Genomic DNA, 6,592 nt, shown 5'->3' with positions numbered 1-6,592 from the left:
CGCGGCATCGCTCAACTGTTTGGATCTAGCCCGGAGGGCAATATGGACCGGAAACGCGTACAAGTCCTTGGACTTGCCTTGACGGCGGGATTGGCGATGGCGGCTTTTGCGGGCGGCGCGGCTGCGCAGGAGCGAGGTCGCATCAACGACGGTCAGCCGCTGCGAATCGAGCAGGAGCCCAATAGTCTGAATGAGCCAAACCCGGAAGCAGGTGGCGTCATCGATGTCGACGAGCTGCTCGGCGTCGCCCCCGCAAGGAAGACACCCGAGGACGTGGAGAGGGAAAAACGGAGCGCGAACCCGCCTTCCCGGCATAAGGAAAAGAGCTCCGAGGGGCGCTGAGCTTTTTCGCTCCGTGAGTCACGGAATTGCTTTGCGCCTTGTTCACGAGAGCCCTCACCTCCGCTCAAACGGACAGTGAGCCGGTTTGCTGCAATAATTCTCGTCGATGCATGAAGCCGCCGGCCTCACGAGCGCGGTGTGGAACGGCAGCGTGCCCGCCTCTGAACGCGACAGCCCAGCGAGCCCTCAGCACAGCCGAAATGAGACAGGAGCTGTTCGATGCGAACGCCCCTGCCCCACGATTTTCCAATGCGCAGGGGCCGGAAGATTGGCCTCAGTGCGCCAGCGCATAGCCTCTCGACGCTTTGATGCGCTTCGCCAGAATTTCGGCGAACGCCAGTACGCCGACGCCGGTAATAATGTGGGCGATGTGCACGAGCTTGGCCATCTCGATATCGACGATCCCCTGCTGGTAGATGCCGATTGCCGGCGTCGCAGCCGCGACGATCGCAGCGAGGATGGCGACCACGGTGGCGCGCGAGAAGCCCTGAATTGCAAGCAGAACCAGCGAGAGGGCCGCGATACCGCCCGCGATCTTATGCGCGAGCAGCGGCACGCCCTCGACCGGCAGATATTTGCCGAAGAACGCCGCTCCAAGGCCGAGCGCGATGAGGCCGCCGAGGCGGACCAATATGATGAGAACCGTTGTCATGTCACTTTCCTTCGAAAGAGCAGGCCGCATCGACGCGGCGAGTCGCGGATGCTGCGTGCACGATTAGGCGCAAATCATGGCGAAGACGAGCGGCAGCGGCGTCGCAGTCGATGGCGGCGGCGGGGTCGTTCGGCGCTCGCGGTCACGCCGCTTCGTAAAATTGGCCGGAAAATCGCAGCCTTCCTGTAATCCGCCGACTGCAAGCTGAGACAAGAACCTCACCGGTGAATGCCATGCCCTACGGCAGCGCAGCGATCTCGGCTTTCTGCGTGGATGTCAGCGGGCTTTTAACATCGCGCGCGGCTCGCGGATTTGGCGGAGGGGTCGCGACCGTTTCCGCAACGGAAGATGGATTTATGGAAAACCGACCGAAGCAGCACCGATGCCTCACCGCAACGCTCGCCCTGATCGCCCTATTCGGTGCGGCGGTCTGCGGACCCGGCGAGACCCTTGCCCAAGGCCCAGGCGAGCGCATTGGCGGTGGCGGACCTATCCCGGTCGAGCCGCCGCCGCAAGCGCGTGGGCCACTTCCGAGCGGTGCTGCACCGCCGTTGCAGGTTGAGCGCACACCGAACCGGCTCGGAACACCTAGCGCGGTCGAGAGGCCGCGCCCCGGTCTGTCGGCTCGAGACAGGCCCTGGTCGCGGAAAAATCGCGCTCGCCGATAGCGGATCGAGCGACGCCGCCCCGTGCCCGCTAAAGACCGTTATTGAATCGCGGCGATGGTCGCGCGCGGCTTCGAGGCATTCCCCGGCAAGGGCACGGACAGCAGCCAAGGCTGAACGGATCGCGCCTTGTCGTAGCCGTAGCGGAACAGCGTCTGCATGTAGGGCGCGTTGAATCCGGGTTGCAAGCCGGGCATCGTCTTCAGAAGGTCGTCGAACCCCTTGTCGATGAAGGTCAGGTGGAAATGGCCCGGCCCCACATACGAAGTTGCCGCGTAGAGCGTGCCCTTGGCGCTTGCCTTGATGAGGGTTGAAAACGCGCGGGGCACCTCGGACAGGATGCCGGCTTCCACCACCTCGAACTCGGGCGAGAGGCGGTTGTTGATCACCACCCACAATTTTGCGGGAGTGCCCTCCGGCGCCGAGAGGCCGCGCCCCGTCGCGAAGACAACGTCCGGCAGGATGAAGACCTGCGTTGTCGCGCCGCCGTCGATGTGCATTTCGCGGAAGCGGCGGCCGTTTGCCTGAACCTCGATGTAGGTCGGTCCGAAAACGCCGGGAATGCTTGCAGAGGCGACGAGCACATCGCGGAACAGATCGCGGTACTGCGGACCGGCGGCAGCGATGGCGCCCATGTCCCAGACCACGCCGCGCTGCGCGTCGAGGTTGGTCGTCACGACAAAAAGACGGCGGCCTTTGGCGTGCTCGGCCGCCACCGCGCGCAGAAGATCGAAGTCGACGAAGGCATCCACCAGTTCGACGAGAGACTGACGGCGCACCTCGGCGGTGCCGAGCAGCGAGAACACGCCGCCAAGGTCGCCAAGGAACTGCGCGGCGCTGCCCGAAAAGGCTTCCTGAAGCCGCGCGTCGTAGGACGGTCCGAGAAATGCCAGCGGCGCGATGAGTGCGCCCGCGCTGACCCCCGTCACGATGGCGAATTTCGGCCGTGTGCCCGTCGCCGTCCAGCCGTTGATGACGCCCGCGCCATAAGCGCCATCATAGGCGCCGCCGGAAAGGGCGAGCACGTCGAAGCTGCCCGTCGAGGAAACGGCTCCCGACAAGGCGGTGCCGCGCACAAATTCGCGCAGCTCCGCGTCGCTGCCGTCCACCCAGAAGCGCGCATTCGGAATGCCGGGAATCTCGGCGATGGCCTGTTCCTGCGCTGTGAACGGCTCACGTGGAATATAGGCGCAGGCGGCGAGCAGAAACGCAGCCACGATGAGCGCAAAAGACTGTCGCGCCGCGACCGCTAAACGGCCCCGACGTTGCGCATCCCGGTTAAAGCCCATCCGCTTCCCTCTTGCACGTAACGTATTCGAGCACGTTTTTCTACCCGCCAGCCCGAAGCGTCAACAAGACAGCTTCCTTTGCGGAGGATTTGCCCCGTCACCGTTGCCCGGATGCAACCGTAACGGGTCGATCACGGATGCGTGTGCAATTGCTAGTGGTCCACGAGAGGCACGTCGCCCGCCGGAAGCGCTGCGAAGAAACTCGCGACGAGGTCCGCGTCGACCGCGCCGATGGAAGCATGCGTCCATTTCGGCGAGCGATCCTTGTCGATGACGGCGGCGCGAACGCCCTCCGCGAAATCGGCATGCCTGATGAGCCGCGTTGCGACCCGATATTCCAGCGTCAAGGCGTCCTTGAGGCTCGCGAAGGTGGCGGCGCGCCGATGCAATTCGAATGTGAGATGCAGCGCAAGTGGCGAGCGAGCAGACAGCGTGTCGAGCGTCGTGCGTGCGAAATCCCGCCACGGGCCATCTTCGCGCTCAAGCCCGCGGAACAGGTCTTCGAGCGAGGGCGCGGCGAACAGGCGATCGATGGGCTCGCGCAGGGCTGCGAGCGCGCTGTTGCCGGGCGGCTCGTGCAGCGCGTTGAGCACCGTGTCGGCGGGCTCCCCCTCGACCATGGCGGCGCGGATCGCGGCGAACCTCTCGCGCGGAACACAATGCGTAACAAGCCCGAGCGCATGAGCGTCGGCGCGGTCGCAGACGGCCCCCGTCAGAGCGAGATAAAGGCCGGTCTTGCCGGGCAGGCGCGGCAGGAACCACGATCCGCCGACATCGGGTACGAAGCCGATGCCGGTTTCGGGCATGGCGAAGCGGAAGTTTTCGCCCGCCACGCGATGGCTGCCGTAAAGGCTCACGCCCACGCCGCCGCCCATCACCGAGCCGTCGATCAGCGCGACATGCGGCTTGCGAAAGCACGCCAGCGACCAATTGTGCTGATACTCGGCCGCGTAGAAGCGATTCGCCTCGTCGGGCGCGTTCGCCGCCATATCGCGGATAGCGCGAATGTCGCCGCCGGCGCAGAACGCCTTGCCCTCGGCTTCCAGCACCGCACCGTGAATGCGCGGGTTGACGGCGCAGGCGTGGAGGAAAGCTTCGAGCCGCTCGATCATCGCGAAGGTCAACGCGTTCAGCGCCTTGGGGCGATTGAGGCGCGCGAGCCCCGCGCTTCCCTCCTCGACACAGACGATGCCCGCTTCCGCATCCTGCATGATCGCTCCGGCTTTAAAGTGCGTCTTCTTCGTTATCAGTCTTCGAGCAGTAAACCGCAACGGGCACGGGCGAGAACAGCCGCATCTTTACGTCGCTCGCGAACGGCAGCGGCACCGTATCGAACAGTTCCATCTGCTCCCGCCCCTTCTCGCGGCCCGCATTCTCGAAAATGAGCCAGATCTCGCGCGGGTTGAGGTGCAAAGACGCGGATATATAACTGAGGATGATGTCGATATGGCCGGTCGGAAGCGCGTCGGGGAAGAACAGCACCGAGGGTTGCGCTGGGATCAGCAGGCCGTCGCGGTCGCCACGCAGCGCGCGCACGTCGCGGCAATCGAGCCAGGAGCGCGGATATTGCGCGAGGTTCATTTCGAGGACTTCGCAGCCCTCGGTGTCGAAGGCGTACCCCGCCGCGTATTCGAAATTCCGCCGCGCCGCGAGAAGAAGCGTGCGGCCGTTGCCCGCGCGGAAATCGAGGAAGGCATGGCGCTTCAGATCGCGGGGCAGGACGGAAAGCGTCCAGTCGAGCACCTTCTTCGGCATCGGCCCGCGATAGACGAACTCCTTTTCGATGCCCTTTTCGCCCTCGCTGACGGCGTAGACTTCGAGCGGCGGCGTCTTGCTGAACAGAAGCCGCTCTGTGTGCCGGTCGAAGACATGCCGGTGTACGAGGCAGAGAAGCGCGAGACGCCTGCGCCGCCAGTCCTTGAGGCGCATGCGCCGGGACAGTGCCACGCCGGTATCGGTGGCGGCGCGTCGGCCGCTCGCGGCGAGATGCCCGGCCACGCGGGTCGAACCGTGCAGCCGCTCGGCCGCCGATATCCGAAGCCTGCGCACATTCTCCTTCGCACGGCGCAGAAAGGAGGCGCCCGGGTCCGGCTTCACATCGACCGCGTCCGGCACGGCGGGGGAAAGGGAGCCCGGCGGCGGCAAGATCTCGCCTTCCAGGATCTGCGGCCCCGCGCTTTCGTTCGAGGGCGCTTGCCGGATCTGCTCGCGCGCGCTGTGCAGTTCCTCGATCAGCCGCGAATGGATCGCTTGAGGTGCTGGGCGGGGCGGCGGCGGCGGCTCGTCTGGAACGTGCGTCTCGATGCGGTCGGCAGGCTGCGCGCGGCCCCGGATCACCTGTTCCAGGGCTTCGGCAAGCGGGTCGGGCTTCGCGGCAGAGGGACCGCCGAAGCCATAGGCACCGCGGTCAGCCCTCGAAAACTTGCTCAGACGCTGGTTCTCGGAGTCGTCGTCCGTCATGCCCGCCCTGCCGCGATAATGTCCGCGACGGCCTTGGGCCGCCGCCGTAAACGCACGGATCACAGTTTTTTCACGACTTCGGCGATAAAGGCAATTGCCGTGAGCAACGAAATAGCCAGAAACCCGAAGCGGCCCGACGTTGTAGTCGCGGCTGTTGTCATTTTACCGCGCGTCAACCTTTCCGTGCCATTGTCGGAAAGAGTAACGGTTCTTTCAATTTGTAAAGGAGGCCGCGTAATATGGCGAACTTCGGGCAGAGTCAGAGCCGCGCGCGCGACGGTCTTCTCGCGGCGGCACCGCGTCTTTACAAGTTTGCGCTGGCGATCACCGCCAATGCCGACCTCGCTCAGGCTCTCCTTCGCGGTGCGCTCAAAAGCCTGCAAAACCGGAAGGATTGGCGCGAGGACGACCGCGATCATCTGACGGAGGCCTTCCGCCGCATCTATGCGCTGTGGAACACGAAGCTTGCCGAAGATCCGAACCTTCAGAAGAAATATGTGCCTGATGCCCGCCTCTTCGGCGCGAGCCTGCTGAAGGGATCGCTGGCCGGCAACGCCCATTTCGCAAAATTCATCTCAAGTTTGCCGTCGCAGCAGAGGGCGGCCCTTTACCTCGTTTACGGCGAGGGCGCGTCCTATGACGAAGCCGCCGACGCCGTCGGTCTTCCCGTGCTCGGGCTGATGAAGTGCCTCGCACGCGGCCATGTGGCGCTTTCGCATTGGCTCGATACGCGCGGGTTCTCGGATAGCGCCCGGCAGAGCGACCTTGAAATCGATCCGTCGATCATCAGGGAGCGTGCCGCATGACGCAGCTCTCCGACGAATTTCTTCTCGCCTATCTCGACGGGCAGCTTGAAAAGTCCCAGGCCGCTGAAGTTACGCAGCTTTCGTCCGTCAATGCAGAGGTGTCGCGGCGCATCGCGCGGCTGAAGCGCACGCAGGCGCAGCTCATCGAGACGTTCGGCGCGTTCGCTCGCGACGAAATCGCCGTGCCGAAAGCCGCGCTTCAAACCGGCGACCCCGACGCGCAGGCCCGTCCGCAGCGCGCGGCTACGCAAGCCGTGGCCCGGCCTTCGGCGGCGGCCTCCACGTCGACGCAGCCCGCCGCCGCGCGGCAGATGATCTTTGTCGCGGCCGTGTTCCTCGGCGGACTGCTGGGAGGTTACGGCGCGACGCTGCTTGCCG

General features: G+C 64.9%; 7 protein-coding genes. 3 read left to right on the top strand and 4 right to left on the bottom strand.

The features are described from left to right. Positions 1 to 342 (top strand): hypothetical protein (locus tag T281_RS15780; protein WP_210164080.1); only part of this gene is annotated, 342 nt, incomplete at its 5' end. A gap of 274 nt (positions 343 to 616) precedes the next feature. Here the strand turns inward: T281_RS15780 and T281_RS15775 are convergent. The 4 genes from T281_RS15775 to T281_RS15760 form a co-directional block, all read right to left on the bottom strand. After that, positions 617 to 994 (bottom strand): hypothetical protein, encoded by a 378-nt coding sequence (locus tag T281_RS15775; protein ID WP_013418932.1) that lies wholly within the window; start codon positions 992 to 994, stop codon positions 617 to 619. Between the two features lie 706 nt (positions 995 to 1,700). After that, a complete protein-coding gene (locus T281_RS15770; protein ID WP_162173199.1) occupies positions 1,701 to 2,876 on the bottom strand; it encodes a patatin-like phospholipase family protein in 1,176 nt (391 codons plus the stop codon). 224 nt (positions 2,877 to 3,100) lie between these two features. Further along, the gene (locus T281_RS15765; protein WP_037241632.1) at positions 3,101 to 4,159 is read right to left on the bottom strand and encodes an enoyl-CoA hydratase/isomerase family protein; all 1,059 of its coding nucleotides are present in this window, start codon (positions 4,157 to 4,159) and stop codon (positions 3,101 to 3,103) included. Between the two features lie 13 nt (positions 4,160 to 4,172). Next, the gene (locus T281_RS15760) at positions 4,173 to 5,408 is read right to left on the bottom strand and encodes a hypothetical protein (protein WP_037241629.1); all 1,236 of its coding nucleotides are present in this window, start codon (positions 5,406 to 5,408) and stop codon (positions 4,173 to 4,175) included. A gap of 239 nt (positions 5,409 to 5,647) precedes the next feature. Here T281_RS15760 and T281_RS15755 point away from each other — a divergent pair, with 239 nt between their 5' ends. Together T281_RS15755 and T281_RS15750 are read left to right on the top strand one after the other, a co-directional pair. Further along, positions 5,648 to 6,214, top strand: a complete 567-nt coding sequence (locus T281_RS15755) for a sigma factor-like helix-turn-helix DNA-binding protein (protein ID WP_037241627.1) — start codon at positions 5,648 to 5,650, stop codon at positions 6,212 to 6,214. Continuing rightward, a partial coding sequence (locus tag T281_RS15750) for a hypothetical protein (RefSeq protein WP_037241624.1) occupies positions 6,211 to 6,592 on the top strand: 382 nt, incomplete at its 3' end. The genes T281_RS15755 and T281_RS15750, both read left to right, overlap by 4 nt.

Source organism: Rhodomicrobium udaipurense JA643 (assembly GCF_000636015.1).
Classification (GTDB): domain Bacteria; phylum Pseudomonadota; class Alphaproteobacteria; order Rhizobiales; family Rhodomicrobiaceae; genus Rhodomicrobium; species Rhodomicrobium udaipurense.
Note: the sequence above shows the minus strand (reverse complement) of the source record. Positions and strands in the feature narration are given on the sequence as shown.